We start from the raw sequence: 26,203 nt of genomic DNA on the forward strand, positions 1-26,203 counted from the left end.
AAGGCCGTCTATCTGGCCTTGGGCATCCAGGCCGATGGCCAGCGCGATGTGCTGGGCCTCTGGATCGAGCAGACCGAGGGCGCCAAGTTCTGGCTCAAGGTGTTCAACGAACTCAAGACGCGCGGCTGCCAGGACATCCTGATCGCCGTGGTCGATGGTCTGAAGGGGCTAACCGAAGCCATCAGCGCGGCCTATCCGCGGACCACCGTTCAGACCTGCATCGTGCATCTGATCCGCAACAGCCTCGAATACGCCAGCTACAAGGACCGCAAGGTACTCGCCACGGCGCTGCGCCCGATCTACGCGGCTGCCAGCGAAGAGGCAGCAAGGCAAGCGCTGCAAGACTTCGCCGATGGACCTTGGGGCGCGAAGTATCCGACGATCGTGCAGTCGTGGCAACGCGCGTGGGAGCACGTCGTGCCGTTCTACGTGTTCCCGCCGGAGATTCGACGGGTCGTGTACACCACGAACGCCATAGAAAGTTTGAACATGCAGTTGCGCAAGATCATCAAGACACGTGGTCACTTCCCGAATGACGAGGCGGCCATCAAGCTGCTCTGGCTGGCGCTGCGCAACGTGCTGGCCAAGACCGTGCGGGCAGCGTTCGACTGGAAATCAGCAATGAACCAGTTTGCTATCCTGTTCGGTGAACGATTCACCCAGGCGCGTGGATAACGCGTTGTTCAACCGCCTCGCCCACAAAAATGCGGACAGGTTCGCTACGCCCTTCGCGCCAATGCGCGCCAGCATGAAAAACCAACCACTGTCAGATTTAGTCTAGTCCACCGCACATCAAAAATTTGCTCGCAGCGTCGGTCTGGTACCGCACCCACCCGTCTACCAAACGGCCAATCTCCCCTAACTCCCCATTTCTGAGACGCCAGCGCGACTACACTGGTCATGAAGCCTTGCTTCTCGCCCATCGGGAGTAGTCCGCAGAACCCTTCGCCCCGATGGTCGAAAAAGTCCGTCTTGCTCAACAAGACGCAGCGACGGGGGAGAAGAGAAGGGAAACCCACGGCAACAAGAAGCGCGGGCCGCATGGGCGGCAACCCATACGACCCGCTGACCACCACCAACTCGTACGAGGAGTCGGAAATGGCTGACGCCAATAGTAAGACACGTCGCAGGAAGAACAAACCGGTCGATATGAAAAAGACGTTTGAGCTGGTCCTCCGCAACTACCCGGACCTACCCAAGCGCGGCTGGCCTTACCTGCCATGGATGAAGGCAATCGATCTGGATTTCAAGATCTTTGGATTCAAACCGGGCGACCGCATCTACCTCGACGTCAACTACGTCACCCGGAAAATCACGATCTCGCCGGACTACAGCCAGCTAGCGCTGCGAGAGCAGCCTTACCACGACCCAGAACCGGAAGACACGCCGGCATAACAAGCAAGGGCCGCTTTATGCGGCTCTTGCGGGCGGATTACTGGTTTTGCACGAACGCGACTGACCGCCGGGGCGATATCGCCCTGGCCATCGCTGGGCATGTCGCGATGTGCGCCCACAGCCAACTTCAACAACTGTCACGGCCGCAACGGCCGTGAGGCGGCACCGCGCGTGCCGAAACAATCGGAGGGATTCGATTCACTCGGAGGTATCAGGATTCGAGTGACGGCCCGAATGTCCGCGTGCATTCGCCAACGACGCATCAACGCCCACAGTCTCGCGCCTTCACGATCCGGCCGCGCTGCAGCACATACGCGACTTGCTCGCCTTCACCGGCCACGACGCCGATATCGGCGAGCGGGTTTCCGTCGAGCACAACCATGTCGGCGATCGCACCAGCGGCCACGACGCCCAGTTGCCCCGTCATGTTGACGATCTCTGCCGCCACCGTCGTCGCAGACCTGAGCGCTTCCAGATTCCCGAGCACTTCCGCCCGAATCCGAAACTCGCCGCACTGAAACGCGTGCATTTCACCGAGCAGGTCCGACCCGAACCCCATCTTCACGCCGGCCTTCGCATAGATCTCCAGCGACTCGCGTCCTTTCTGCTGCACGGAAGCCACCTTCGCCACGGAGTCCGCCGGCATCCCGAACTCCGCCCCATGTTTGGCAAGCGCGTCATAAGTAACAAGCGTAGGCACCACGAACGCCCCATGCTCATGCATGAGCTTCGCGGCCGCTTCGTCCACGAGATTCCCGTGCTCGATCGTCCTTACCCCGCATCGCACAGCCCGCGCAATTGCCCGCCCCGTATACGCATGCGCCATCACATAAGTATTCGCCGCCTCGGCCTCATCGACGATGGCCCGAATCTCATCCTCCGAATACTGCGTGTTCGCAATCGGATCAGTCGGCGAAGCAACGCCACCAGAAGCCATGATCTTGATCTGCGTTGCACCTTTCTGAATCTCTTCGCGCACGGCGAGCCGCACACCTTCAACGCCATCCACCACCCGCGCAATCGCCCCCGTCCTAAAACAGCAAGAGCAGGGCTCCAGCAAATCGCCCCGAGGCCGAAAATCCCCATGCCCGCCGGTCTGCGACAAAGCCTTCCCCGACGGAAAAATCCGTGGCCCTGAAACCAGCCCCGTCTCGACCGCCTGCATCAAACTCCAATCCGCGCCCCCGGCATCCCGCACGCTGGTAAACCCACGCGCCAACATCGCATCGAGAATCGGCAGCGACCGAATCGCCGCGAGAATATTCGGCTGCGTCGCATTCGCACCAAGATTTGCATTCGAAGCCAGCACGTGCACGTGGCAATCGATAAACCCCGGCATTACGGTTTTGCCGCGCACATCGACCACCCGGGCATTCGGCAAATCCACCGGCCGATCGGTGACTTCGACAATCCGCTCGCCTTCGATCACGACATGATGATGTTCGAGCAACACGCCTCGTTCGAGGTCGAGCACGTTGCCGCCTTGAAGCACGGTAATGGTCATGGAAAAATTCCTTATCGAGTCATGGAGGCACCACGCTTCGCATCCTTCACGAACCGCGTCCCGACGAAACTGACTGCCGCCGCGAGGATCACGTAGAAGGCGGGCGCCATGTTGCTGCCCGTGCGTGCGATAAGCCAGGTAATCAGGAACGGCGCGAAACCACCAAAGATCGTGACCGCGAAGTTGTACGCAACGGAAAGCCCTGTCGACAGCACCTTGGTCGGAAACAACTCCGCGAACGCCGCGAGGATCGGCCCCGTATAGGTCGCAATCAGCACGCCGAACACGGCCTGGAACACGATCAGCGACGTGAACCCTGGCGCATGGTTGATCCACGCGAACATCGGCCAAGCGAGCACGAGGATCGCGAGCGCCGAACCGGACAGGAACACGCGCCGTCCCCACGCGTCGGCGAGCCTGCCGACGATCGGCGAGCAGCACATGATCATCAGGCCACCAACCATCCCGGCCGCAAACCCGGTCGACTGCGGCAGATGCAGCGTGCGCACGGAATAAGTCGGCATGTAGAAGAGCAGCACATAGGTACAGACGGTCCACAGGATGACCATCGAAAAGCTCGCGAACGTCTCGCGCGGGTAGGTGGACAACACTTCCTTCAGCGGCGAGCTTTCCTTCGCCTGCGCTTCGACGGCACTGAACGCCGGTGTCTCGTCGATATGGCTGCGGATGAAGTAACCGACCGGCCCGACGATGATCCCGAGCAGGAACGGCAGACGCCAGCCCCAGCTATGCAGCGCCTGCGCGTCGAGCGACGTCGTGACGAACGTGCCCGTCGCCGCACCAAGCAGCACCGCGAAGCCGATGCTCGACTGGATCCAGCTCGAGTAATAAGCGCGCTTCTCCGGCGGCGCGTATTCGGTGAGGAACGCGGTGGCGCCACCCATCTCGCCGCCGGCCGAGAAGCCTTGCAGCAGCCGCGCGACGACGATCAGCAGCGGCGCGGCGATGCCGGCCTGTTCGTAGGTCGGCGCGATCCCGATGAGCGCGGTGCCGGCGGCCATCAGCAGGATGGTGAGCGACAGCGCGGCCTTGCGTCCGACCTTGTCGGCATAGACGCCGAGCACGATGCCACCCACCGGCCGCATGAAGAAGCCGACGCCGAACGTCGCGACGGTGAGCAGCACGGACGTCAGTTCGTTGCCGGTCGGGAAGAACAGCTTCGCGATGATCACCGCGAAGAAGCTGTAGACGGTGAAGTCGAACCATTCGAGGCCGTTGCCGATCACGGTCGCGACGATGGCGCGGCGACGCTGCTGCACTGCCACATCGACGGAAGGCGCGGCGCGTGGGGAAAGCGTTCCTTGCATGGTCTCTTCCTTTGTCAGAAGACGGGACGGCTGCCCCGCGTGAATCCCATGCTAAGGACAGCCGGATTTTTTTCTGAAACGAAAGATTCGCATGCACGCATGCGCTGCGCGCATGCATCGCGCTCAGGGCGCGGTCTGCTTCTCCGCCTGTTCGAACAGCCAGCGCGTGAACAGGCGTGCGGCCTGGTTCTGCGCGCGGTCGTTGGGCGAGATCACGTAATAGCCGCCGCCGTGGCTCGCGGACGCTTCCGTCACGCGCACGAGCAGGCCCGCCTCGATGCATGCGTCGATCATGTAGCGCCAGCCGAGCGACACGCCCTGGCCGAGAATGGTCATCTGCACGATCTGCGGATAGGAGTTGATCGTGATGTCCTGCGGCTGCGCCTTCTGTCGGTCGACGTCGTTCATGTCGAACCATTCGGACCAGGACATCCATTGGCGCTGCCCGTCCTCGAGGCGCAATAGCGTCTCGTTCGCGAGATCGGCCGCGTCGAGCGTGCGGCCGGCCAGATAGCCCGGCGCGCAGACGGGAAACACTTCTTCGTCGAACAGCCGGCGCGCGGTGTATTCGGCCGGCGCTTGCTGGCGCACGTAGTAGACGCCGACGTCGAATTCCGCAGGCGACATCGACGCAAGAGCATCGCGCACGATCAGGCGCAGCTTGATGTTCGGATACGCGGTGCGAAAGTCCGGCAGCCGAGGCGTAAGCCATAGCAGCGCGACGCCGGACGAGCACGCGATCGTCAGTTCGAGATCGCCGTACGGCTTCATCACATCTTGCGTGGCTTCCGCACACTGTGTGAGCAGGTGGTGGACCTGTGTCGCGTATTGCTCGCCTGCGATCGTCAGCCGCAACGAACGATGCTCGCGGACGAACAGCGAGCGGCCGAGGAATTCCTCGAGCTGCTGGATCTGGCGGCTGATCGCGCTTTGGGTCAGATGCAGTTCGGCGGCGGCTTTCGTGAAGCTCGCGTGCCGCACGGCGGCTTCGAACGCGACGAGGCACTGAAGGGGCGGGAGGGGCGTGATGCGCATGGCGGGCAGGGGAGTCGAGGGCGCTGCCGACATGATACGGGTGGACCGAAGGAAAATCGCAAGCCGGAAAGGGCGCTGTAGACTCGCTATATTCATGCGAAGATTGAGCGAAATCACACCGACACTCGCCCGAGACCGACGTGACCCTATCAAACCCTGAGAGCAAACCGAAAGCCGGCCACCCGCCCTGGATGTCCGTCGCCCTGGCCGAACTCGGCATCCGCCGCCACCCGCCGGGCAGCATCAATCCGCGCATCGTCGAATACAACAACCAGACGAACCTGGTCGGCTACGACGACAAAATTTCCTGGTGCTCGTCATTCGTCAACTGGTGCATGACACACGCCGGGTTTCGCGGCACGGGATCGGCGCTCGCGCGCTCATGGCTCGAATGGGGCCGGCCGCTGGAACGCCCGGTTTACGGCTGCATCGCCATCCTGACGCGCGATGATCCCGCTAGCTGGAAAGGGCACGTCGGTTTCTACCTGCATCACGACGACGAGCACGTGCATCTGTTCGGCGGCAACCAGTTGGAAGAAGTGCGCGAACTCGCGTATCCGTTGAACGAAGTGATCGGCTACCGCTGGCCCGACGCAGTATGTGTATAAGGCTAGACTAGACCAAACAGGCAGCGTCAGATCGTCTGACTCAGTTCGGCCAGGAGCGGACGCAAGTGAACTTGGCCCCGTCACCGGACGCTCGCAGGATTTCAGGAGAAATGGTTCGACTGCAGAGCGTGGGGTATAGAAAGGGCGGCGGAGGTTTTTCAGCGATGCGCTCCTTGATCATCGGCGGTCGCAGGGGCACACTGGTTTGCGGAGGTGACTCAAATGACGATTGAGAACTTTGCAGAGAGCAATCCGGGCACACGAACCCTGCCACGCTCACTAGCGACGAAAGCTGGCGATTTTGTGTTTGTATCCGGTCAGGTAGCCAGAGACGAAGACGGCAGCATCATCGCTGGCGGGATAGAAGCTCACACACGTCAGACGTTGAAGAACGTCGCTCATGTACTCGCGCTCGCGGGTTGCACGCTCGAGGACGTCGTGAAGACAACCGTCTGGCTTGAAGACGCTCGCGACTTCGATGAATTCAATCGCGTTTACGGAGAGTTCTTCCGCGAGAACAAACCGTCACGTTCGACAGTACAGGCGACAAACATGGTCGGCACCAAGGTAGAAATCGAGGCCATTGCTTATAAGCCTTGACCCCAGCACGGCGGGGTCATGCGCACCCTTGAGCGTCCGCTCCCGCTCCAGGCGACTGACTGTTTCGGGTCCGGGAAGCGCCATTCGCTGGCGCGAGATGGCACGGCGACCAAGGTAGCCGGTTTACACTGCGACAAATGAGCTACCCTTCCCTGCAACCCCAGCCCCAAAACGTCCTCACCTCCTATTTCTGGAGCGGCGACGCCATCCGCAGTCGGCGCGTAAGTGACATCGTGCTGTCGGGCACGGTCGACGTGCCGGAGCCGCCGGCGCGTCTGCTCGCGGATTGGGCTAGGGAGATTTCGTCCCGCATGACCCTGGAACCTGGGGATGTTGAGGCGTTACCTCTGGCACGAGCACGAGCGCGCTGGCCGGACTACTCGCACTGCGTGCAGGCAGTGGCTGATTGGGCGAGCAAGCTTGGACTGCCCGGAGTACTTGCCTCCAGTGACGTCGCTCTCATGGCTTGCCGCGGCGCGAGGTATCACCACGACGGAGAGCAGTATGGCGGCGCGGCCTTCTGCAATCTCTTCCTGAGCGAGGATAAGGGTCAGGACGTACACTTTCCGTCGTTGGGTCTTCGAATCCCCCTGACCCGGGGTTCGGTTCTGATATTCGATACCTGCCAGTCTCATGGCGTCATTCGGCGCGGCAGCAGCGGTTTTGATGTGGACGACTTCCCGCCCGACCAGGATTGCACTCAGCTATTCCTGACCTGGGAGCTTCCCGTTGAGGCTATCCATGTCAGGCAGGCGCTCAATGTCGCCTTTGACATTGATCTTTCGACCTCGCTGAAGGTAAATGAGGAGCAAGTCCGGCTGAACGATGAAAGAGTTCGCGTGTGTGACGAGTCAGGTCGGTGGCACCGAGCTGACTAATCGCCAGGACTAATCACGATCCCACCTGGTCGGCTGCATCGATCTCGCCGTCGCCTGCCGGCCAGAAGCGGACGTTCGACTTCGCCTCCTGGATCGTTGACAATGCGGCTTTCGACCAGGACGAGATCGGAAGAATGGATAAGAATCGAGCGTTTTTGCTGCCGTTCGGAATCGACCTCCGGGTTGAGGACGGAATCGCAAGTATTGAATCCAACTTGCCGGAAGCACTAGCTAGCTCTGGCGATCCCGTGGAAAACGGGCGCATAGTCGGGGTTGTTGAAGGCGTCGAGCAATTGTTGCTCTCGCTCGCGCGTGTCGGCCTGAATTCGTCCAATCCCCAGGTCGCGCAGGCAATCCACGATTGCGTAGCCAATCTTCAATCAAGCTGAGCGGCAAGCTGCCCTGGTCGGTAACCAACGTGCTCAGGAACCGTCTCACCAGGCCAATACTACTTTGAGGGTCGACAGGCATCTCCTATGCAATACAAAGAAGCTGTGAAGAAAAGCGAGCTGCAGGAAGACTTGTTCATGATCGTGCTTTCCATGGAGCTGACTAATCCAGACGATCTGATTCAGGAAATGCGCGAATGGAAGGAAATCGTGATGGATTGGTACGCCGCCAGAAAACAGGCGGCCACAGAGGTTAGATTTATTGCCGTCTCCGAAGTTAAGTACCATCAAGCGATCGAAGAATTCACCGAACTCTGTCACGCGAATGACGTGGATCTGAAAGGCGTATTTAAATCTGTGAAATTACACTTGGATCTTCACGATGGAATTGGTACGAAAATTCGTGAGCGTATCTTTGAGATAGGCAAGGAAGATTCGAATCTCTGGAATCGCTGGTTTGGTCAATCGAAGCAACGTCCTTGAGTGTCCGCAATCGGTCCAGTCGGATGACCGCTCCGGGCCGATCACGGCCCTCGATGAAGCGACGGCCAATCGAGCTCGGATCTGATCTGACACTGACTGAGAGATCGGGTGTCGACTTACGCGCAGTATGACCAAACGGCCACAACGGACACGAAACCACCAGCACCGCCTTTCCCGCCACTGCTAATCTGTCGCACACACCGCATTGATCCACCCGGAGCCCGTCGGCGGACCGCACCGCAGTCGCCGACCTCCACCCCCACAAGGAGCCAGCAGTGCAAACCGGTAATCTCCGTCTCTACGCGGATGCGCAATACACGAGCCCTTACGCGATGTCGGTTTTCGTCGCCCTTGAGGAAAAAGCACTGCCTTACGAACTGGTGACCGTCGATCTCGGCAACCGCGCGCATTTCGCGCCGGACTATGCGGCGACGTCGCTGACGCAACGCGTGCCGACGCTCGTGCACGACGATTTCGCGCTGTCGGAATCGTCGGCGATCACCGAGTATCTCGACGAGACCTTCCCGGGCACGCGGCTCTATCCGGTCGATCCGCGCCAGCGCGCGCGGGCACGTCAGGTGCAGGCGTGGTTGCGCAGCGACCTGATGCCGATCCGCACGGAGCGGTCGACCGAAGTGCTGTTCTACGGCCCGACGAGCGAGCCGCTGTCGAGTCTGGCGCAGGCTGCCGCGCAGAAGCTGTTCGCGGCCGCCGACAAGCTGCTCGCGCCGGGCGCGGCAAACCTGTGCGGCGAATGGAGCATTGCCGATGTCGATCTGGCGGTGATGCTGAACCGTCTGGTGCTGAATGACGATCCGGTGCCGCAGCGCCTCGCCGACTATGCGCGTGCGCAGTGGGAGCGGCCGTCGGTGCAGCGTTGGGTGAAGTTGAAGCGACCGCCGCTGTAACTTGAACAGGCCGCAGCGGTGGAGCCGGGCGGCCTTGCTTGCGTAAAGGTGCAGGCTGCCGACGCGGCCTGCACCCGCATCAGGCACCGGCTTCAATTCTTCGCGACAGCCTCTGTCTCCGTCCCACCCGCCGCCTCATTCCTGCTCCACCCACCCCCAAGCGACCGATAAAGCGCAACCGCCGCCAGCGCATGCTCACGCTTGACCTGATTGAGCGAATCCGAGTCCCTTAGATAAACCTCCTGCGCTGACAGCACGTCGAGAAAATCCGTCGCGCCCCCCTTATAGAGCTGATTCGCCAACCCGAGCGCCTTATCCGACGCAGAAAGCGCGCTATCGAGCTTCCGCGTCGCCTCATCGGAACTGACGAGATTCGCACGCGAATCCTCGACTTCCCTCAACGCCTGCAGCATCGTCTGCCTTAACCCGAGTTCCGACTCGCGCATCCTGCTTTCGCTCTGCGAGATATCGGCCGTAATACGCCCCGCGTTGAAGATCGGGCTCGTCGCACTCAACGCCGCGCTGAACAGGTTGTCGGTCAACGTAGGCAACCCGAGATACGACGCCGCCAGAATCCCGTCCGCCAAATTCAGCGAAAACTTCGGATACCGCTCGGCCTTCGCAACCCCCACTTGCGCCGCACGCCGCTCCACCTGCGCATAAGCAGTCAACACATCAGGCCGCCGCAACAACGCCTGCGAAGGCAACGTCCCCGGCGCACCAACCGGCGGCGCAGGAATCTCGCCAGCCTGCGCCAACACCAGCCGATCGACCGATTCCGGCGTCCGCCCCGAATACACGGCAATCAGATTGAGCTGATGCGAAATCTGCGCCTGCGTCGGCGGAATCCGCGCTTCGAGCGCATCGAGCTGGTTCTGCGCGCGCGTGACGTCGAGTTCCGTCGACAGCCCGTACGCCTGCCGCTTGCGCGTGAGTTCGAGCGCGTGCTGCCGGATCTTCGCGTTGTCCTGCAGGATCTTCAGTTCCTGCTGCGCCCAGCGCAGATCGACATACGCGGATGCCGCATCGGCCGCGAGCGCGAGCCGCATCGCATCTTCCGCATGTTTCTGCCCGACGAGTTCGGCCTGCGCGGCGAGCAGATCGAGCCGTTCGCCGCCGAACACATCGGGCGACCAGCTCAGCGCAAGTCCAACGCCGGCCTGCCGCACATAGCCGAGCGGCGGCGGCGTGTTCTGCCGAGCGTCGGACGCATGCGCGGTTGCGTCGAGCTCGGGCAGCAGCGCCGCGCGCTTCTGCACGGTCAGCGCCTGCGCCTGCTTCACGCGTTCGGCGGCGGCCTGCAGATCGAGGTTGCCGTCGAGCACGGTTGCGATCAGCCGGTCGAGCACGGGATCGTGGAATTGCGCCCACCATGCGGCGGCATCGATGTCCGCGCGCGGCACGTCGGTATCCCATGCGGTGGGCGCGAGCGTCTGAACGGATTCGTTAAGCGCCGGATGCTGCGCGGGCTGCACCGCACACCCTGCGGCGAACACGCTGACGGCAACGGCGACGAGTAGCTTTTTCATGATGAAGATCTCAGTGCGCGTCCGGCGGCGGCGCGTTCAAAGTAATGGGTTTGGAAAACACGACGGCAAGCAGCGCGACAACGAAACACAGCGACAGCGCGTAGTACGCATCCGCGTAGGTGAGCGTCAGCGCTTCGCGATAAATCAGCCGATGCAGGTTCGAGAGCCCGGCCTGCGCGGTATTCAGCGTATTGCCCGCAACAGCCGTCCAGTACGCGGCCTGATGGTCGAGCAGCGACGCGATCTGCGGCTCGCCTGCGCTCACATGCTCGTTCAGGCGCAGGTAGTGGAAGTTCAGCCGGTCGTTGAGCATCGTCGCGCTCACCGCGATGCCGATCGCACCGCCGAGATTGCGCATCAGGTTGAACAGCCCGCTCGCCGATTTCAGCCGCGATTGCGGCAGCGAGCCGAGCGCCATCGTCACGATCGGCGGCACGCTGAACTGCTGGCCGATGCCGCGCAGCGCCTGCGGCAGCAGCAGTTCCCGCCAGCCCCAGTCGTGCGTGATCGGCGTGTACAGGTAGCAGCCGAGGCCGAAGCAGATCAGCCCGAACACGAGCAGCGCACGCATGCTGAAGTAGCGCGCGGCGAACGCATACACGCCAAGCGCGAGCAACTGGAACGCGCCGACCGACAGCAGCGCCAGGCCGATCTGCAGCGAACTGAACGCGCGCACCTGCGCAAGAAACAGCGGCGTCAGGAACACGGTCACGAAGATCCCGATGCCGGTCACGAACGACAGCAGGCTGCCGATCCCGAAGTTGCGCACGGCGAGCGCGCGCAGGTCGACGATCGGATCTTCCGCGGTCAGCGCATGCACGATGAACAGGAAGCCGCAGATGCCGGAGATCCATGCGCAGATGACGATCGCATCGTCGCCGAACCAGTTCTTGCGCGGGCCTTCTTCCAGCACGTATTCGAGGCAGCCGAGGAAGCCCGACATCAGCGCGATGCCGAGATAGTCGCCGCGCTTGATGAGACTCAGGTCGGGTTCGTCGATGTGCACGTAGCGCGGCACAAGCGCGGCCACCGCGATGCCCGGCACGAGGTTCAGGTAGAACAGCCAGTGCCACGACCATTGGTCGGTGATCCAGCCGCCGATCACGGGGCCGATCGCCGGCGCGAGCGACGCGAGCGCGCCGATGGTCGTCGACGCGATCAGCCGCTGCTTGCCGGGAAACAGCACGAACGCGGTGGTGAACACGGTCGGGATCATCGCGGCGCCGAGCGCGCCCTGCAGCCCGCGAAATAGGATCATCGAGTTGATGTCCCACGCGAGCCCGCACAGCATGCTCGTGATCGTGAAGCCGACGGCCGATACGACGAACAGCCAGCGCGTCGACATCACCTTCGACAGCCAGCCCGACATCGGGATCACGATGATCTCGGCGATCAGGTAGGCCGTCTGCACCCACGACAGCTCGTCCTGGCTCGCGGACAGCCCGCCGCCGATGTCGCGCAGCGACGACGCGACGATCTGGATGTCGAGTGTCGCCATGAAGAAGCCGACGCACATCAGCGCGAACGCGAAGACGCGCTGCCTGATCGGTTGCGACGCGGGGTCGCCGGAAAACGTGGTGGTCATCGTCGGCTCCCGCTCAGTTCTTGTGATCGGTATGCACGGTCACGACCGCGGAAAGGCCGGGGCGCAGCACCTGCTCGATGCCGGGCTGCGGATCGAGATGCACGCGCACGGGCACGCGCTGGACGATCTTCGTGAAGTTGCCGGTCGCGTTCTCGGGCGGCAGCACGCTGAAGGTCGCGCCGGTCGCGGGCGCGACGCTGTCGACGCGGCCGTGCAGGCGCGTGCTCGACGCATCGAGCGACACGTCGACGCGATCGCCCGCGCGCATCTTGCGAAGCTGGTCTTCCTTGAAGTTCGCGTCGATCCACAGCCCGGAAGCCGGCACGACCGTCAGCAGCGGCACGCCGACGTTCGCGAGCATCCCGACGCGGCCGGTGCGGTTGCCGACGTAACCGTCGACCGGCGAGCGGATCGTCGTGTATTCGACGTTGAGTGCCGCAACGCGCTGCGCGGCGAGCGCGGTGTTCACGCGGGCCCGCGCATCGGCGAGCTGCGCGCCGAGCACGTCGAGTTGCCGCTTCGAGGCGAGCAGCGCGGCGTCGCTGCGTTCGACGGCCGCGCCGGCCTTCGAATAATCGGCGTCCGCGCGTTCGACGATCTGGTTCGACACGGCATCGGATTTGACGAGCTCGCGGTAGCGCACGCGGTCCGATGCGGCGCGCGTCAGCTCGGCCGACGACGCGTTCTTGTCCGCCGCGTGCTGGCCGATCACCGCGAATTGCAGTTGCTGCTTCGCTTCGAGTTCGGTCACGGCGGAGCGCGCGCTGTCGACTTCGGCGCTGGCCTGCGCGAGCTTCGCATCGTAGTCGCGCGCATCGAGCTGCACGAGCACGTCGCCGGCCTTCACGCGCTGGTTGTCGGTCACGAGAATCCGGTCGACGAAGCCGTTGACCTTCGGCGCGAGCACCGTCACGTCGCCGCCGACATACGCGTCGTCGGTGCTCTCCTGGAAGCGCAGCACGAACAGCCAGTCGAGCGCGGCCGCGGCCACCACGACGACGACGGCGATCACCGCGATGCGCATCCACGGCACGCGGCGCCGCTGCTTCGCGGGCCGGTCGATTGTGGCTGCCTCGCGGGAAGCAGCGGCTTCTTGGGTCGTTTCCATCGATTCACCTATGTATATGCACTTATTAAAACGACCGACGACGTCGCGTCGATCGGGGAAGGGGTTAGCGCTCCGGCAGGTTGTGTGCGATCCGGAACAGCTCGTCTCTCAGGCGGGCCGCCTGGGTCGGCCCGAACCGTTGCTCGAACGCTTCCTGCGCGGCGAGCCAGTGCACGTGCGCGTCGGCAACCTTCGTTTCGCCGTGCGCGGTCAGCGCGAACGTCTGGCGGCGATACGGCGGCTCGATCCGGCCCGTCACCAGCGCCGCGCCGACGAGCGGCTTGAGCGCACGCAGCAGCGCGGTGCGTTCGATCACCAGCACGGCCGACAGCGTTGCCATCGTCAGACCCGGCCGGTCACGCAGCAGCGCGAGGATGCTGTATTGCGACGGCGTGACGCCCGCCTGCGACAGGTAACGCTCGTAGAACTGCGAGAGCCGGCGGGCGGCTTGCCGGACCGCGAAGCAATCGTCATCGGTGAGCGTGGTCTTGTGCATGTGCACATGTTAGGGCGCAGCGCGGGGTGAAGCGATGGGCGGAGCAGGATCAGATTGGTGTCGTGGCTGTACCAATCGGCGTCAGGCCGGCGCGTTCGCGCGCCGGATCAGGCCGCCGCAGGAACAATCCCGCCTACGCGGTCGCAATAGGCGGCCGTGTAGTCGATGAACGCCTTCACCTTCGCGGGCAGCAGCGCGCGGTTTGCGTACGCGAGCTTGATCTCGACGAACGCGTCGACGAGATCGGCGCCCTCCAGCAACTGCACGAGCGCGCCCGACGCGAGTTCGGCTTCGACGAGCGTTCTCGGCACGACGCCGATGCCGAAGTCGTGCATCACCATTTCGCGGTTGAAGACGGGGCTGTTCGACGAGATGTCGAAGCGGTACGGCACGGTCAGCGTGTCGCCGTCGACGCGGAACGACAGCGCGGGCCGGCGCAGCGACGGCGATATCGGCACGAACGGATGATCGGCCAGGTCCGCCGGCGTTTCGGGGCGCGAATGCGCGCTCAGATACGCGGGCGTCGCGACGATCACGACCGGAATGCGCTCGACCAGCCGCACGACGGTTGTCTCGCTCGTCAGCATGTACGGCACGACGATGCCGATGTCGTAGCCTTCGCCGACGAGATCGACGGGGCGCTCGGTCAGCGTGACGTCGAGGCGCACCTTCGGATGCGCGCTCTTGAAGCCGGCGATCAGCGGCACGAGCCGGTTCAGCGCGGCCGTCGTGTGCGCGACGAGTCGCAGCAGGCCCTCGGGTTCGCGCGTCTGCGTCTGCGCGTCCGCTTCGAGCGCGTCGAGCTCGTCGAGCACGGCCGCGCAGCGCTCGTAGATGCGCTCGGCGGTTTCGGTCAGCGACACCTGGCGCGTGGTCCGGTGCAGCAGCCGGCTGCCGAAGCGCGCCTCCAGATCGGCAACAGCACGCGACACGACCGGCCGCGCGAGGCCGTGCATGTCGGCGGCGCGCGTGAAGCTGCGCATCTCGACCACCGACCGGAAAATCCGCAGCTTGTCGATGTAGTCCATGTCCGTCTCCTTGACGCGATGGCGGGGCGCCGGACACTCCTGGCCGGCCGCCGGCTCCGTTACGGCGGAGTGTACATTGACTTTATGCATATGCACATATAAATTGCGGAGCATGAACGACAACCCGATTGCCCAAGCGTGCAACTGCCTCGCGCTGCGTCAGGCGGCGCGCTTCGTCACGCAACTGTACGAACGCCATCTGGCCCCGGTCGGCGTCACGCCCGCGCAGTTCTCGATCATGGCGAACCTGACGCGTCGGCCCGGCCTGCTGATGAGCGAACTCGCCGAATCGCTCGTGATGGATCGCACGACGCTGCTGCGCGCGCTGAAGCCGCTGCAGCGCGACGGCTTTGTCGCGACGGCCGCATCCGAGCACGATGCGCGTGCGCATGCGCTGAGCCTCACGAAGCTCGGCGAGCGCACATTCGCGCGGGCGTTGGTCGCGTGGCAGGCCGCGCAGGACGAATTCGAGACGCAGTTCGGCGAGGGGCGCGCGAAGGCGCTGCGTGATGAACTGTTCAGTCTGACCGCGGAGCGCTAGGCGGGGCAGGTGGCTGGCGCGTTGCGTCGAACTGGAGCGGATTTCGAGCCATCGACCGCGTTGGTAGAGCTTGAGGCGCGGAAGCACGGCCTCCATTACCGAAAATTGGTTTTCAAGCTGTCCGGATAGATGGCGATCTGGACAGTTTTTATTTCCAGTTGTAGAGTCCTCTGACGGATTTCACGCGCCGGCGCCGCCGGCACGAGTCACGAGGAGCAACCGATGCTGCAGTTGAGCGACCGCGACGACGCGATGTTGCGCGGGGATTTCGGCGACGGCGTCGCCCGCGCGATGCGGATCGTCGCGCGCACGGCCGAAGTAATGTCGGCGCCGCACCTGATCGACATTACGTCCGCGCATATCGACGGCTGTCTTTATCATGGCCAGACGAGCCTCGATTTCGTCGAGTATTTCGTCGACACGGGCGCGAAGGTCGCGGTGCCGACCACGTTGAACGTCGGGTCGCTCGACCTGATCCATCCCGAGCTGTACCACGGCGACCGTACGATCCAGCGCGATGCGCAGCGCCTGATGGATGCGCATCTGCAACTCGGCTGCGAATCGAGCTTCACGTGCGCGCCGTATCAGTTGAAGAACCGTCCCGCCAAAGGCGAGCAGATCGCGTGGGCCGAATCGAATGCGATCGTGTTCGCGAACTCGGTGCTCGGCGCACGCACGAGCCGGTATGGCGATTTTCTCGATCTGGCCGCCGCGATCACCGGGCGCGCGCCGTATGCGGGTTTGCATGTCGAAGCGAACCGCGCCGCGCGGATCGTGTTCAACGCGCCGGACTTCAGCCGCCTGCCGTCGCGCGACATCTATTTCGCTGCACTCGGCCTGGCTGTTGGCAAAATCGCGGGCGCGATCGTGCCGGCGATCGTCGGGCTGCCGGCGGATACCACCGAAGACGAACTCAAGGCGCTCGGCGCGGCCGCCGCATCGAGCGGGGCCGTCGCGCTGTTCCATGCGGTCGGCGTGACGCCCGAGGCGCCGACGCTCGACGCCGCATTGCACGGGCGCGCGGCGCAGCGCACGGTCGACGTCGCGATGGCCGATCTCGACGAGATTCGCCGCACGCTGAACCACGGCGCGGCCGGCGACGCACTTGTCGCGGTGGCGCTCGGCACGCCGCATTTCTCGCTGGCCGAATTCCGCACGCTCGATGCGTTGCTCGATGCGTACGACGGCAAGCCGGCCTGCGATTTCTACGTGAACACGAGCCGCTTCATCTTGTGGGAGCTGGGCGAAGCCGGCCTCGCGGACAAGTTCGCCGCGCGCGGCATTCAGATCGTCGTCGATACCTGCACATACATCACGCCGGTGATGAAGCAACTGTCGGGGCTGGTGATGACCAACTCGGGGAAATGGGCGTCGTATGCGCCCGCGAACATCGGCGTGACGGTCGCATACGGCAGCATGCGCGAATGCGTGCGTTCGGCGTACGAAGGAAAGGTGCGATTCGATGACTGACGCGACGGGCAAGGTACTGACGGGCGACACGCTCGTGCCGGGCAGCGCATGCGCGAGCGCGTTCGTGCTCGACAAGCCGCTCAGCTTCTGGGGCGGCTACGATTCCGGTGAGGGCAAGATCGTCGATCGCGGGCATCCGCAGGCCGGCGCGAGTCTTGCCGGCAAGGTGATGGTGATGCCGCACGCGAAGGGTTCGAGCTCGAGCAGCAGCGTGCTCGCGGAGGCCGTGCGCAACGGCACGGGGCCGGTCGGGATCGTGTTGAAGGAGCGCGACCTGATCATCTCGATCGGCGCGATCGTGGCCGCCGAGCTGTATGCGATCGCGGTGCCGGTGGTATGCGTGACCGATGACGTGTATGACGCGATCGTCGCCGCAACCGGCGAGGTGCGGATCGATGCGGGCGACGGGGATGGCGGCGCGCGGATTTACATCGGCGACTGACGCGTCGTGCGCCAGCCAGCCGATTTACTCGTGTGACGGGCCGCCGGCCGCTTCCCGATACGCACTCGGCGTCTGCCCGGCCCAGCGCCGGAACGCGCGTGTGAAATTCGCCGGATCGGTGAATTGCAGCCGCTCGGCGATCGTCTTCAGGTCGAGATCCGATGCGGCCAGCAATTGCTTCGCGTCACGAAACCGCGCTTCGTCGAGCAAGAGCCGATAGCTCGAACCGGCTTCCTCCAGGCGGCGCCGCAGCGTGCGCGTCGACACGAGCAGCGCATCGGCGAGTGTTTCAGGCCCCGGATAAACGCCGGTTGCTTTCGCCAGCTCCGCGCGCACGCGCTCGACCAGATCGCCTTCCTCCTGCCGCACCTGCGCGTACTCGCGCTCGACCTGCACGAGCGCCTGCCGGTGCGCGACTTCGTCGGCGAGCGGCAGCGGCCAGTCGAGTACGTCGCGCGCGATCCACAGCGCGTTTGCCGCGCGACCGAATTCGACCGGCGGCAACTGGTCGCGATAGCGCGCGAAATACGCGGGCTCCGGCCACATGAATTGCAACGCGATCGGCGGCGACGCGCGTCCGGCCCATTGCGAGATGTTCTGCGCGAGCCCGGTCAGCACGAATTCGAACATCACGTGATGCTGCAACACCGGGCTCGCCTGCACACCGTGCAGTTCGAGCGTCGCGCCGCGTTCGTCTTCTGCATAGGTCAGCCGATATTGGCGGTTGCGCATCCGGAAGTAGCGTTGCGTGACGGACAGCGCTTCGCGGATGTCCCGCGCGGTCAGCGTCGCGTAACCGAGAAAGCCGTGCACGGTCGGCTTCAGCAACAGCCCGAACGCGAGCCCGATGCCCGGATCGCCGCCGATCTCGATCGCGTTGAGCACGAGCCGCCCCCATTGCGATGGCGCGACGCGCGCGTCGGGTTCGGCCAGCACCGCGTCGCGCAGGCCCGTGCCGGCGCGCACGGCGGCCAGGTCGACGCCGCGCGCGGCCAGCGCCTGCAGCAGCAGGCGCGTATAGGCGACCGGAATCGTCGGCCGGCGCAGCCCGAGGCGGTCCTTGGCGAGTGGGGAGGTCATGTCATTTTGGCCGGAAATGACAAGCATTATGGCTGTTTGCCCCCTCACGTTCAAGGCGGCGCACGCCTACGATGCAGGCATCGCTTACCGGCAGGATCACCATGACGACCACCTTTCCCCACCTGCTCGCGCCGCTCGATCTCGGCTTCACGACGCTGAAGAACCGCGTGCTGATGGGCTCGATGCACACGGGCCTCGAGGACAGCCGCAAGACGCTGCCGCGGCTCGCCGAATATTTCGCCGAACGCGCGCGCGGCGGCGTCGGCCTGATCGTGACGGGCGGTTTCGCGCCGAACGTGGCCGGCTGGACCAAGCCGTTCGGCGGCACGCTGATGACGTCGGCCGCCGCGCGGCGGCACCGCGAGATCACCGGCGCCGTGCATGCGGAGGACGGCAAGATCGCACTGCAGATCCTGCATACGGGCCGCTACGGTTACCACCCGTTCGCGGTCGCGCCGTCGAAGATCAAGTCGCCGATTTCACCGTTCGCGCCGCACGAACTGAGCGCGGGCGGCGTCGAGCGGCAGATTCGCGCGTTCGTCCGCTGCGCGAAGCTCGCGCGCGAAGCCGGTTACGACGGCGTCGAGATCATGGGCTCCGAGGGCTACCTGATCAACCAGTTCATCTCGATGCATACGAACAAGCGCACCGACCAGTGGGGCGGTTCGTACGAGAACCGCATCCGCTTGCCGATCGAGATCATCGAGCGCACGCGCGAAGCGGTCGGCCGCGATTTCATCCTGATCTACCGGCTGTCGATGCTCGACCTGATTCCGGACGGCAGCGACTGGAGCGAAACCGTGCAGCTCGCGAAGGCCGTCGAGCGTGCGGGGGCGACGATCATCAACACGGGGATCGGCTGGCACGAGGCGCGTGTGCCGACCATCGCGACGTCGGTGCCGCGCGGCGCGTTCGCGTGGGTGACGAAGAAAATGAAGGGCGAGGTCGGCATTCCGCTCGTGACGACCAACCGGATCAACCGGCCGGAAGTGGCCGAGCAGATTCTCGCGGATGGCTGCGCGGACATGGTGTCGATGGCGCGCCCGCTGCTCGCGGATGCCGAGTTCGTCGTCAAGGCCGCGCAGGGCCGCGCCGACGAGATCAACACCTGCATCGGCTGCAACCAGGCGTGCCTCGACCACGCGTTCAAGAACAAGATCGCGTCGTGCCTGCTGAATCCGCGTGCGTGCCACGAGACGGAGCTGAAATACACGCCCGCGCAGCAGCCGAAGCGCATCGCGGTGGTCGGCGCGGGGCCGGCCGGGCTCGCGTGCTCGACCGTGCTCGCGCAGCGCGGCCATCAGGTCGACCTGTACGACGGCGCGGCCGAGATCGGCGGGCAGTTCAACATGGCGAAGCGGGTTCCGGGCAAGGAAGAGTTTCATGAAGCGCTGCGCTACTTCGGCCGCCAGGTCGAGCTGACCGGCGTGAACCTGCACCTGAACCGCCGCGTCGACGCGAGCGACCTGATCGCGGGCGGTTACGACGAGATCGTGCTCGCGACCGGCGTGGCGCCGCGCGACCCGAAGATTCCCGGGCAGGACGGCCCGAATGTGCTCAGCTATATCGACGTGCTCGCCGGCAAGCAGCCGGTCGGCCGGCGGGTCGCGGTGGTCGGCGCGGGCGGGATCGGCTTCGATGTCGCCGAGTATCTGGTGCAGGACGGCGAGTCACCGGCGCTCGATCTGGAAGAATGGAAGGCCGAGTGGGGCGTGACCGACCCGGCCGCGACGCGCGGTGGCGTGACGCGTGCGCAGGTTGCGGCGCCCGCGCGTGAAGTGACGCTGCTGCAGCGCAAGGCCGCGCCGCTCGGCAAGGGGCTCGGCAAGACGACCGGCTGGATTCACCGCGCGACGCTGAAGATGAAGCAGGTGAAGATGATCGGCGGCGTGAACTACGAGCTGATCGATGCGCGCGGGCTGCACGTGTCGTACGGCGAGCAGCGCACCGATCACGAAGTAATCGAAGCCGACACGATCGTGCTCTGCACGGGGCAGGAGCCGCAGCGCGCATTGCTCGCGCCGCTGCAGGCGGCCGGGCGCTCGGTGCACCTGATCGGCGGCGCGGAACTGGCCGCCGAACTCGATGCAAAGCGCGCGATCGATCAGGGCGCGCGGCTCGCGGCACGGCTCTGATTGCTCGATGGCGCGGCTGCGCGTGACCGCGATGGCATGCGCTGTCCCGGGATTCGGCGCTTGCGCCGGCGCGGCCTGACCGGAAGGCCGCGCCGGCCGCCGGGGTCATTCCATCTCGACGCGCTGTGCCTCTGTCTCTTCCGCCTCGAGCATCGCCTTGACGATCAGATAGACGGCAGGTAGATCGTCGTCGTCGCGCTTCCAGTCGACGGCTTCCTCGATGTCTGCCGCGACCATTCGGCTGTCGCGCAGCCGGATGAATGCATCGACGACGGTCGGATCGTTGCGGTTCAGGAAACCGGCGTTCGAGAACGCCAGCTCCTCGACATTCAACAGCGCCTGCCAGCTCATCGTGCGGACCGCGGCCGGATGGCTGCGGCGTCGCAGGCCGAGCGCCCGCTGCGCGGGGGCGCCGACGACGCGTTGAAGATCGACGACCGCCTGCCGCGCGGCGCGCTCGAAGTGGATCGGGTTGAAACCGGGTTGCTCGGGATCGAATGCGGATGACTGGAACATGGTCGCCTCACAAAAATCCGTCCGTCGATGGGTGACGGAATTCGGGTCAAATGGTGCAAAAGCACTGTAAATATATACAGTGTTCGAGGCGGTTTCAAGTCCCGAATGAAGAATCTTGCAGCAGGGCCGGGCGGCCCTGGCGAAGGCGACCGAAACCGGCAATCGGGCGCCGTCCGGCACGCTGTTCCCCGCCGTGCCGAATCCGGCCGCCGTCGTTGGCTTATACCGATGCTGCAATCGTCTCCCGCAGCCACCGATGCGCCGGATCGCGATGCACGCGCTCGTGCCACAGCATCGACATTTCATAGCCGGGCACCTCGACCGGCGCTTCCACGACACGCAGCGCGGGCACGTCGCGCACTAGCCGCTCGGGCAGCATCGCGACGAGATCGGTGCTGGCGACGGCCGACATCACGAACAGGAAATGCGGCACGGACAGCACGACGCGCCGCGTGGCGCCAACTTTCGCGAGCGCTTCGTCCGTCACGCCGAAGAAGCCGCCGCCGTCGGGCGACACGATCACGTGTTCGAGCGTGCCGAACTGCGCGAGCGTCGGGCGCCGCTTCAGCTTCGGATGCCCGGCGCGGCCGATGAGCACGTAGCGCTCGACGAACAGCGGCAGGCGCCGCATGCCGGCCGGCGAACCCTCGGTCGTATGGAAGGACAGGTCGATGCCGCTTCGCTCGGCATCCTGCTCGATCCGCGGCGGCACGAGCTCGACGACCGCCAGCCGCGTACCGGGCGCGGCGGCCCGCAGCGTGTTCAGCGCGGGCAGCATGATCGTCGATTCGCCGTAGTCGGTCGCGGCCACACGCCACGTGTTCGTCGCGGTCGCGGGATCGAACGGCGTGGCGGGAATCACCGCGCGTTCGACGGCTTCGAGCGCGTCCCGCAACGGCTCGCGCAGCGCTTCCGCACGCGCGGTCGGCCGCATCCCGCGCGGCCCCGGCAGCAGCAGCGGATCGCCGAACAGGTCGCGCAGTTTCTGCAACTGCACGCTGACCGACGGTTGCGACATGTTCAGCTTCTCGGCCGCGCGCGTGACGTTGTGCTCGGCGAGCAGCACGTCCAGCGTGACGAGCAGGTTCAGGTCGAGTCGCCTGAGATTATTCATGGCTATACCTGGAATATCAGGAATTCATTTCAAATATACCTTTGGAGGCGGCATCCTGCAGTCATTCAATCAACGGAGTGACGAACTTGAATGTGCTGATTGTTTATGCCCATCCCGAACCGCGTTCGCTGAACGGCGCGCTGCGCGACTTTGCCGTCGGGCATCTCGAAGCGGCCGGCCACAGCGTGCAGGTGACCGATCTGTATGCGATGAACTGGAAGGCGGCGTTCGACGCGAACGACGTGACCGATCGCGCGCCCGATGCGCGTTTCGATCCGTCGCTCGATTCGAAGCACGCGTTCGCGACCGGCACGCAAAGTGAAGACATTGCGCGCGAGCAAGACAAGCTGAAGTGGGCCGATGCGGTGATCCTGCAGTTTCCGCTGTGGTGGTTCTCGATGCCGGCGATCATGAAGGGCTGGGTCGAGCGCGTGTATGCGTTCGGCTTTGCCTACGGCGTCGGCGAGCATTCGGACACGCGCTGGGGAAACCGCTACGGCGAAGGTTCGCTTGCCGGCAAGCGGGCGATGGTGATCGTCACGGCAGGCGGGTGGGAATCGCACTACAGCCCGCGCGGCATCAACGGGCCGATCGATGACGTGCTGTTCCCGATCCAGCACGGGATTCTGTATTACCCGGGTTTCGACGTGCTGCCGCCGTTCGTGATCTACCGGACGGGAAAGATGAACGACGCGCGCTTCGAGGAAACGCGCGCGGCGCTCGGCAGGCGTCTCGACGATCTGTGGACCACGCAGCCGATTCCGTTCCGGCGGCAGAACGCCGGCGATTACGAGATTCCGGCGTTGACGCTGAAGGAGGATGTCGCGCCGGGAAAGGCGGGGTTTGCGGCGCATCTCGCGCACGGGCATTGATTGGGCGTGGTCATGACCGATCGATGCGCCGTTCGACGCGCAGGCGGCCCGGCGGCTCGAAGTAGGTGCCGAAACGCACGAGCCCGGCGTTCTTCAGGTGGCACGTCATCTCGAAGCTGACCAGGATGCCGGGGTCGCGGTTGTCGATGATCCCGACGTCGATCGATCGAATGCGCGGCTCGTACTTCAGCAGCGTCGCCTCCATCTGCTGCTTGAGCAAGTGTGCGGATGCCGGCAGTGCCTTGTAGATGTTCGTGAGATCGGGCAGCCCGTAGTCGGGCAGGTGCTTGAGTGCACCGGCCCGCGTATTGAGAATGCGGCGTACGTTCTGCTGCACGCTCAGGCATTCGAGCGTCCGGTCGTCATAAGCGCCGATCGGTTCTCCGCCGATCTGGCCGAGCAGCATGTCGTAGAGCGAGGGGCCGGCGGTCATCGGTCGTTCCATCGTGTAGTGCCGGTATCGCTGGCCGTCGGCGCGTCGATGAAGTCGATGGTCAACGATCCTTCGTCGGTAGCCGACAACAGGATTTGCCGTGGCGCAGTGCCGGACGCCATCCGTTCAAGCAGTTCGCGGGACACGACCGGCAGCACGCGCTGGTTCAGGAACGCGTCGACGCTGCGTGCGCCGGATTCGCGCGACATGCAGTGCTGCGCGATCGATTCGATCAGGTCGTCCGCGCACGTCAGGGTCACTGCGTGCTGCCGATGGAGGCGTTCGGCGATCTTGTCCAGCTTGATCCACACGATCGACGCGAGCGCCGCCGCGCCGAGCGGCCGATAGACGAGTGTCTGAAAGCGCGCAAGCAGTGCGGGCTGGAAGTGCGCGACCAACTGCGGATGAACGGCTTCGCGCAGCGCTGCGTGCGTAATCGCCGGATCCTCGGCCGTTGCATCGTCGATTTGCGCGCTGCCGAGATTGGACGTCATCACGATCACGCAATTGCGGAAATCGATCTCGCGTCCCTCGCCGTCGCGCATCGTGCCGCGATCGAACACCTGATAGAAAATGTCGAGCACGTCGCGATGCGCTTTCTCGACTTCGTCCAGCAGCACGACGCTGTACGGACGCTGACGCACGGCTTCGGTCAGGACCCCGCCGCGTCCGTAACCGACGTAGCCGGGCGGCGAGCCCTTGAGCTGCGATACCGTATGCGCTTCCTGGTACTCGGACAGGTTGATCGTCGTCAGCGCGGCTTCGCCGCCGAACAGCAGGTCGGCGAGCGCCAGCGCGGTTTCGGTCTTGCCGACGCCGGACGGCCCGGTGAGCAGGAACACGCCGAGCGGTGCGTGCTCGTTCTTCAGGCCGGCCTTGGCGGTACGCAGGCTCTCCGCCAGCGCGCCGATCGCATCGTCTTGCGCAACCACGCGCGCAGCGAGCGTCGATTCGAGCGCGAGCAGGCTTCGCAGTTCGTCGTCGACGAGATTGCCGATCGGCACACCGGTCCATTCGGCGACAACGCGCGCGATGGATTGCGCGTCAACGTCGGCGGCGATCATCGGCGACTTGCCCTGAACGGTCGACAGCGCGTCGATGGTATTGGAAATGACCGCCGGATCGGGCGCGGGACCGGCCGCGCCGCGAAGGGTGCGCAAGATGCCGACGATTTCGCGTTCTCGCGTGTACTGGCCGAGCAGCATGTCGGCGGTGCCGCGCACGGCATCGTGCTCCGTGTCGATCGTGGCGCGCCGCCCGGCGACGTCGTCGATCCCGGCACGGGAATCCGCATCGAGCGCGGCGCGTTCGAGTTCGAGTGCCGTCAGCGTTGCACGTGCCTGCTGCAGTTCCACCGGCGGCACGTCGAGCGCCATGCGCACGCGCGCGGCTGCGGTGTCGATCAGATCGACGGCCTTGTCCGGCAATTGGCGGGCAGGAATGTAGCGGCGCGACAGCCGCACGGCCGCGACGATCGCGTCGTCGCGAATGTGGACGTCGTGATGCTTCGCATAGCGGCTTGCGAGCCCGCGCAGCATCAGGCAGGCCGTATCGTCGTCCGGTTCGTCGACCTTGATGACCTGGAAGCGCCGTTCGAGCGCGGCATCGCGTTCGAAATATTCCTTGTACTCGGCCCACGTGGTTGCCGCGATCGTGCGTAACTCGCCGCGGGCGAGCGCCGGCTTGAGCAGGTTGGCCGCGTCGGCGCCGCCTACCGCGTTGCCCGCGCCGATCAGCGTATGCGCTTCGTCGATGAACAGCAGGATGGGTGTCGCCGATGTCCGCACCTCGTCGATCACGTTCTTCAGCCGTTGCTCGAATTCCCCCTTCACGCCTGCGCCGGCCTGCAGCAAGCCGAGGTCGAGCATCAGGATGCGCGTGTCGCGGATCGTTTCCGGAACGCTGCCTTCGATCACGCGCAACGCGAGTCCTTCGACCAACGCTGTCTTGCCGACGCCCGGCTCGCCAACCAGGATCGGGTTGTTCTTGCGGCGGCGCGCCAGCACGTCGATCATCTGCCGGATCTCCCGGTCACGGCCGAAGACGGGGTCGATCTCGCCACGGCGGGCCTTCTCGGTCAGATCGAGCGCAAAGCGCGCGAGTGCGTTGTCGTCGGCGGCGCGAGACGGTGCGTGCCGGTCGTGACGATCGATGGAAGTTTCCGTTGCAACATTGCCGGGTTGATCGATGGTTGGCGACGTTTTCGGCTGCAACGTCATTTCATCGGACGCGTTCTCGGATGAACGCCGCCCGATCCGGGGCAGCACGCGTCGGATCTGCGCGCTTGAAACCGACAACAGCGGCCATGCACGTTGCGTGCGCAAGACGTGTGGCGCATCGACGATCGCCTGCAGCAGATGGCCCGACCGAATGGTGCCGTCGGAATCGTCCGACATCGCATGCGTCCACGCATCCTCGATTACCGTGGCGAGCTGCCGTGACAGCGCCGGCATGCCGCGCAACGTACGTGGCATGCGGTCGATCACGTCGATCAACGCATCCCACACCGCATCGATATCGAGATCGTAGTGGCGCAGGATCGCCGGAATGTCGCCGTCGTCCGCTTCGATCAGTTTCAGCACCCAGTGCTCGACCGCGATTTCGTCCGCGAGCCGGGTCTGGCACAGGCTCGCGGCGGCTTCGAGCGCGCGCGTGCAATGGGAATTGAGGCGGCGAATGAGATGGGAGGCGTCCCGGAGAGGCGGCGTCATGTCGATAACGGATCA

General features: G+C 64.5%; 25 protein-coding genes and 1 pseudogene. 13 read left to right on the forward strand and 13 right to left on the reverse strand.

Annotated features, from left to right (window positions below):
• A pseudogene (locus KVT39_RS17435) lies at positions 1-675 on the forward strand (IS256-like element ISBcen18 family transposase); the annotation flags it as partial.
• 297 nt (positions 676-972) lie between these two features.
• Positions 973-1,395 carry a hypothetical protein gene (locus KVT39_RS17440; protein WP_254640547.1) on the forward strand — a complete coding sequence of 141 codons (423 nt, stop codon included), beginning with the start codon at positions 973-975 and terminating at the stop codon, positions 1,393-1,395.
• Positions 1,396-1,657: 262 nt separating this feature from the next.
• Here KVT39_RS17440 and KVT39_RS17445 read toward each other — a convergent pair whose 3' ends face one another.
• The 3 genes from KVT39_RS17445 to KVT39_RS17455 form a co-directional block, all read right to left on the reverse strand.
• Positions 1,658-2,899, reverse strand: a complete 1,242-nt coding sequence (locus tag KVT39_RS17445; RefSeq protein ID WP_217589859.1) for an amidohydrolase family protein — start codon at positions 2,897-2,899, stop codon at positions 1,658-1,660.
• Positions 2,900-2,910: 11 nt separating this feature from the next.
• On the reverse strand, positions 2,911-4,227 hold the full coding sequence (locus KVT39_RS17450) for an MFS transporter (RefSeq protein ID WP_217589860.1): 1,317 nt from the start codon (positions 4,225-4,227) through the stop codon (positions 2,911-2,913).
• 123 nt (positions 4,228-4,350) lie between these two features.
• Entirely contained in the window at positions 4,351-5,262 is a 912-nt protein-coding gene (locus KVT39_RS17455; RefSeq protein ID WP_217589861.1) for a LysR substrate-binding domain-containing protein, read from the reverse strand.
• A 191-nt stretch (positions 5,263-5,453) separates the two neighbouring features.
• On the opposite strand from KVT39_RS17455, the gene KVT39_RS17460 reads away from it, so the two are divergent.
• The 6 genes from KVT39_RS17460 to yfcF all read left to right on the forward strand — a co-directional run bounded on the left by KVT39_RS17460 (position 5,454) and on the right by yfcF (position 9,128).
• The gene (locus KVT39_RS17460; RefSeq protein WP_217589862.1) at positions 5,454-5,870 is read left to right on the forward strand and encodes a TIGR02594 family protein; all 417 of its coding nucleotides are present in this window, start codon (positions 5,454-5,456) and stop codon (positions 5,868-5,870) included.
• A 222-nt stretch (positions 5,871-6,092) separates the two neighbouring features.
• Entirely contained in the window at positions 6,093-6,470 is a 378-nt protein-coding gene (locus tag KVT39_RS17465; RefSeq protein WP_034182181.1) for a RidA family protein, read from the forward strand.
• Between the two features lie 137 nt (positions 6,471-6,607).
• Positions 6,608-7,348, forward strand: a complete 741-nt coding sequence (locus KVT39_RS17470) for a hypothetical protein (protein WP_217589863.1) — start codon at positions 6,608-6,610, stop codon at positions 7,346-7,348.
• A 134-nt stretch (positions 7,349-7,482) separates the two neighbouring features.
• On the forward strand, positions 7,483-7,737 hold the full coding sequence (locus KVT39_RS17475) for a hypothetical protein (RefSeq protein ID WP_254640548.1): 255 nt from the start codon (positions 7,483-7,485) through the stop codon (positions 7,735-7,737).
• Between the two features lie 87 nt (positions 7,738-7,824).
• Complete coding sequence (locus KVT39_RS17480; RefSeq protein WP_059704494.1) at positions 7,825-8,220, forward strand: hypothetical protein; 396 nt, start codon at positions 7,825-7,827, stop codon at positions 8,218-8,220.
• Between the two features lie 275 nt (positions 8,221-8,495).
• Positions 8,496-9,128 (forward strand): glutathione transferase, encoded by a 633-nt coding sequence (gene yfcF, locus KVT39_RS17485; RefSeq protein ID WP_217589864.1) that lies wholly within the window; start codon positions 8,496-8,498, stop codon positions 9,126-9,128.
• A 92-nt stretch (positions 9,129-9,220) separates the two neighbouring features.
• On the opposite strand, the gene KVT39_RS17490 is transcribed toward yfcF, so the two are convergent.
• The 5 genes from KVT39_RS17490 to KVT39_RS17510 all read right to left on the reverse strand — a co-directional run bounded on the left by KVT39_RS17490 (position 9,221) and on the right by KVT39_RS17510 (position 14,874).
• The gene (locus KVT39_RS17490) at positions 9,221-10,657 is read right to left on the reverse strand and encodes an efflux transporter outer membrane subunit (protein ID WP_217589865.1); all 1,437 of its coding nucleotides are present in this window, start codon (positions 10,655-10,657) and stop codon (positions 9,221-9,223) included.
• A gap of 10 nt (positions 10,658-10,667) precedes the next feature.
• Positions 10,668-12,242, reverse strand: coding sequence for a DHA2 family efflux MFS transporter permease subunit (locus KVT39_RS17495; RefSeq protein WP_217589866.1), 1,575 nt, complete (start codon positions 12,240-12,242; stop codon positions 10,668-10,670).
• 13 nt (positions 12,243-12,255) lie between these two features.
• Positions 12,256-13,350, reverse strand: a complete 1,095-nt coding sequence (locus tag KVT39_RS17500) for an HlyD family secretion protein (protein ID WP_034185079.1) — start codon at positions 13,348-13,350, stop codon at positions 12,256-12,258.
• 64 nt (positions 13,351-13,414) lie between these two features.
• Complete coding sequence (locus KVT39_RS17505; protein WP_034185080.1) at positions 13,415-13,846, reverse strand: MarR family winged helix-turn-helix transcriptional regulator; 432 nt, start codon at positions 13,844-13,846, stop codon at positions 13,415-13,417.
• A gap of 107 nt (positions 13,847-13,953) precedes the next feature.
• Positions 13,954-14,874 carry a LysR family transcriptional regulator gene (locus KVT39_RS17510; protein WP_034185081.1) on the reverse strand — a complete coding sequence of 307 codons (921 nt, stop codon included), beginning with the start codon at positions 14,872-14,874 and terminating at the stop codon, positions 13,954-13,956.
• 112 nt (positions 14,875-14,986) lie between these two features.
• Between KVT39_RS17510 and KVT39_RS17515 the strand changes: the two genes are divergently transcribed.
• The 3 genes from KVT39_RS17515 to KVT39_RS17525 all read left to right on the forward strand — a co-directional run bounded on the left by KVT39_RS17515 (position 14,987) and on the right by KVT39_RS17525 (position 17,327).
• Positions 14,987-15,415 carry a MarR family winged helix-turn-helix transcriptional regulator gene (locus KVT39_RS17515; RefSeq protein WP_034185082.1) on the forward strand — a complete coding sequence of 143 codons (429 nt, stop codon included), beginning with the start codon at positions 14,987-14,989 and terminating at the stop codon, positions 15,413-15,415.
• Between the two features lie 222 nt (positions 15,416-15,637).
• A complete protein-coding gene (locus KVT39_RS17520) occupies positions 15,638-16,885 on the forward strand; it encodes an aconitase X (RefSeq protein WP_217589867.1) in 1,248 nt (415 codons plus the stop codon).
• Positions 16,878-17,327, forward strand: coding sequence for a DUF126 domain-containing protein (locus KVT39_RS17525; RefSeq protein WP_034185084.1), 450 nt, complete (start codon positions 16,878-16,880; stop codon positions 17,325-17,327). The genes KVT39_RS17520 and KVT39_RS17525 overlap by 8 nt, the downstream gene beginning before the upstream one ends.
• Before the next feature lie 24 nt (positions 17,328-17,351).
• Here the strand turns inward: KVT39_RS17525 and KVT39_RS17530 are convergent, their stop codons facing one another.
• Positions 17,352-18,434 carry an AraC family transcriptional regulator gene (locus KVT39_RS17530; protein WP_217589868.1) on the reverse strand — a complete coding sequence of 361 codons (1,083 nt, stop codon included), beginning with the start codon at positions 18,432-18,434 and terminating at the stop codon, positions 17,352-17,354.
• 74 nt (positions 18,435-18,508) lie between these two features.
• Here KVT39_RS17530 and KVT39_RS17535 point away from each other — a divergent pair, with 74 nt between their 5' ends.
• A complete protein-coding gene (locus KVT39_RS17535) occupies positions 18,509-20,542 on the forward strand; it encodes an NADPH-dependent 2,4-dienoyl-CoA reductase (protein ID WP_217589869.1) in 2,034 nt (677 codons plus the stop codon).
• Between the two features lie 105 nt (positions 20,543-20,647).
• Here KVT39_RS17535 and KVT39_RS17540 read toward each other — a convergent pair whose 3' ends face one another.
• Positions 20,648-21,058, reverse strand: a complete 411-nt coding sequence (locus KVT39_RS17540) for a DUF2471 family protein (protein WP_034185087.1) — start codon at positions 21,056-21,058, stop codon at positions 20,648-20,650.
• 220 nt (positions 21,059-21,278) lie between these two features.
• Complete coding sequence (locus KVT39_RS17545) at positions 21,279-22,172, reverse strand: LysR family transcriptional regulator (RefSeq protein WP_217589870.1); 894 nt, start codon at positions 22,170-22,172, stop codon at positions 21,279-21,281.
• An 86-nt stretch (positions 22,173-22,258) separates the two neighbouring features.
• Between KVT39_RS17545 and KVT39_RS17550 the strand changes: the two genes are divergently transcribed.
• Positions 22,259-23,044: an NAD(P)H-dependent oxidoreductase gene (locus KVT39_RS17550; protein ID WP_105393429.1), complete on the forward strand. Its 786-nt coding sequence runs from the start codon at positions 22,259-22,261 to the stop codon at positions 23,042-23,044.
• A gap of 10 nt (positions 23,045-23,054) precedes the next feature.
• On the opposite strand, the gene tssE is transcribed toward KVT39_RS17550, so the two are convergent.
• Positions 23,055-23,477, reverse strand: coding sequence for a type VI secretion system baseplate subunit TssE (gene tssE, locus KVT39_RS17555; RefSeq protein WP_105393430.1), 423 nt, complete (start codon positions 23,475-23,477; stop codon positions 23,055-23,057).
• Positions 23,474-26,188, reverse strand: a complete 2,715-nt coding sequence (gene tssH / locus KVT39_RS17560; protein WP_217589871.1) for a type VI secretion system ATPase TssH — start codon at positions 26,186-26,188, stop codon at positions 23,474-23,476. The genes tssE and tssH overlap by 4 nt, the downstream gene beginning before the upstream one ends.
• Positions 26,189-26,203 lie beyond the last annotated feature (15 nt).

Source organism: Burkholderia sp. GbtcB21 (assembly GCF_019091065.1).
Lineage (GTDB): Bacteria > Pseudomonadota > Gammaproteobacteria > Burkholderiales > Burkholderiaceae > Burkholderia > Burkholderia pyrrocinia_C.

Coding starts and splice junctions, on each gene's coding strand:
- KVT39_RS17545 (WP_217589870.1), bottom strand. CDS start 22,172: ATGAATAATCTCAGGCGACTCGACCTGAACCTGCTCGTCACGCTGGAC.
- KVT39_RS17520 (WP_217589867.1), top strand. CDS start 15,638: ATGCTGCAGTTGAGCGACCGCGACGACGCGATGTTGCGCGGGGATTTC.
- KVT39_RS17455 (WP_217589861.1), bottom strand. CDS start 5,262: ATGCGCATCACGCCCCTCCCGCCCCTTCAGTGCCTCGTCGCGTTCGAA.
- KVT39_RS17495 (WP_217589866.1), bottom strand. CDS start 12,242: ATGACCACCACGTTTTCCGGCGACCCCGCGTCGCAACCGATCAGGCAG.
- KVT39_RS17530 (WP_217589868.1), bottom strand. CDS start 18,434: ATGCTTGTCATTTCCGGCCAAAATGACATGACCTCCCCACTCGCCAAG.
- tssE (WP_105393430.1), bottom strand. CDS start 23,477: ATGACCGCCGGCCCCTCGCTCTACGACATGCTGCTCGGCCAGATCGGC.
- KVT39_RS17490 (WP_217589865.1), bottom strand. CDS start 10,657: ATGAAAAAGCTACTCGTCGCCGTTGCCGTCAGCGTGTTCGCCGCAGGG.
- KVT39_RS17500 (WP_034185079.1), bottom strand. CDS start 13,350: ATGGAAACGACCCAAGAAGCCGCTGCTTCCCGCGAGGCAGCCACAATC.
- KVT39_RS17465 (WP_034182181.1), top strand. CDS start 6,093: ATGACGATTGAGAACTTTGCAGAGAGCAATCCGGGCACACGAACCCTG.
- KVT39_RS17470 (WP_217589863.1), top strand. CDS start 6,608: ATGAGCTACCCTTCCCTGCAACCCCAGCCCCAAAACGTCCTCACCTCC.
- KVT39_RS17505 (WP_034185080.1), bottom strand. CDS start 13,846: ATGCACAAGACCACGCTCACCGATGACGATTGCTTCGCGGTCCGGCAA.
- KVT39_RS17445 (WP_217589859.1), bottom strand. CDS start 2,899: ATGACCATTACCGTGCTTCAAGGCGGCAACGTGCTCGACCTCGAACGA.
- KVT39_RS17525 (WP_034185084.1), top strand. CDS start 16,878: ATGACTGACGCGACGGGCAAGGTACTGACGGGCGACACGCTCGTGCCG.
- KVT39_RS17475 (WP_254640548.1), top strand. CDS start 7,483: ATGGATAAGAATCGAGCGTTTTTGCTGCCGTTCGGAATCGACCTCCGG.
- KVT39_RS17450 (WP_217589860.1), bottom strand. CDS start 4,227: ATGCAAGGAACGCTTTCCCCACGCGCCGCGCCTTCCGTCGATGTGGCA.
- KVT39_RS17540 (WP_034185087.1), bottom strand. CDS start 21,058: ATGTTCCAGTCATCCGCATTCGATCCCGAGCAACCCGGTTTCAACCCG.
- KVT39_RS17460 (WP_217589862.1), top strand. CDS start 5,454: ATGTCCGTCGCCCTGGCCGAACTCGGCATCCGCCGCCACCCGCCGGGC.
- KVT39_RS17515 (WP_034185082.1), top strand. CDS start 14,987: ATGAACGACAACCCGATTGCCCAAGCGTGCAACTGCCTCGCGCTGCGT.
- KVT39_RS17510 (WP_034185081.1), bottom strand. CDS start 14,874: ATGGACTACATCGACAAGCTGCGGATTTTCCGGTCGGTGGTCGAGATG.
- tssH (WP_217589871.1), bottom strand. CDS start 26,188: ATGACGCCGCCTCTCCGGGACGCCTCCCATCTCATTCGCCGCCTCAAT.
- KVT39_RS17480 (WP_059704494.1), top strand. CDS start 7,825: ATGCAATACAAAGAAGCTGTGAAGAAAAGCGAGCTGCAGGAAGACTTG.
- KVT39_RS17535 (WP_217589869.1), top strand. CDS start 18,509: ATGACGACCACCTTTCCCCACCTGCTCGCGCCGCTCGATCTCGGCTTC.